Source organism: Haloferax sp. Atlit-6N, assembly GCF_003383195.1.
Taxonomy (GTDB): Archaea; Halobacteriota; Halobacteria; order Halobacteriales; family Haloferacaceae; genus Haloferax; species Haloferax gibbonsii.
The window spans coordinates 1-496 of the sequence record NZ_QEQJ01000224.1; the positions used below are offsets into that span (position 1 = coordinate 1).

The 496-nt window shown below is 50.4% G+C and carries 1 protein-coding gene and 1 pseudogene; both read left to right on the forward strand.

Annotated elements, in window-relative coordinates; genetic code table 11:
* A pseudogene (locus tag DEQ92_RS24280) lies at positions 1-264 on the forward strand (hypothetical protein); the annotation flags it as partial.
* The coding region (locus DEQ92_RS22065) for a MoxR family ATPase (protein ID WP_147299581.1) at positions 257-496 on the forward strand (240 nt) is incomplete at its 3' end. The pseudogene DEQ92_RS24280 and the gene DEQ92_RS22065, both read left to right, overlap by 8 nt.

Below are 496 nucleotides of genomic sequence, written 5' to 3' on the forward strand. Positions count from 1 at the left end.
CTGCAGGATACACCACTGCTCCAGGCACTGGTTGGTATTGGTGGCATTGTAGCGGTCTTTGCGGTTTCCGAGGCTAGAAACCGCCGTCACTTAATTGATCAGTGCGTATCTGGTTCGGAAGCAACCGAAGACCCCACACCGGTAGATAATGACGCACTCCGTGTATGGCTTTTTAATCAGCATCCGGATTGGGATGCCGACCGTGTTACTCGCATAACAGCAGGGATTTTATCGCGGGATTCACACAATGACGATAATGAGTGATCCGGGGGATGTCTACGACTCAATCCGAGATGAGGTTGGGAAAGTACTTATCGGTAATGAGGATGTTATAGAGAATCTTACAATCGCAGTGCTGACCCGCGGACATATCCTTCTAGAGGGAGTCCCCGGTGTCGCAAAAACGACGATGGCAAATCTGTTTGCCCGTGCTACTGGGTTGTCCTACAACCGGATCCAGATGACTCCAGATATTCTCCCTGCAGATATTCTTGGG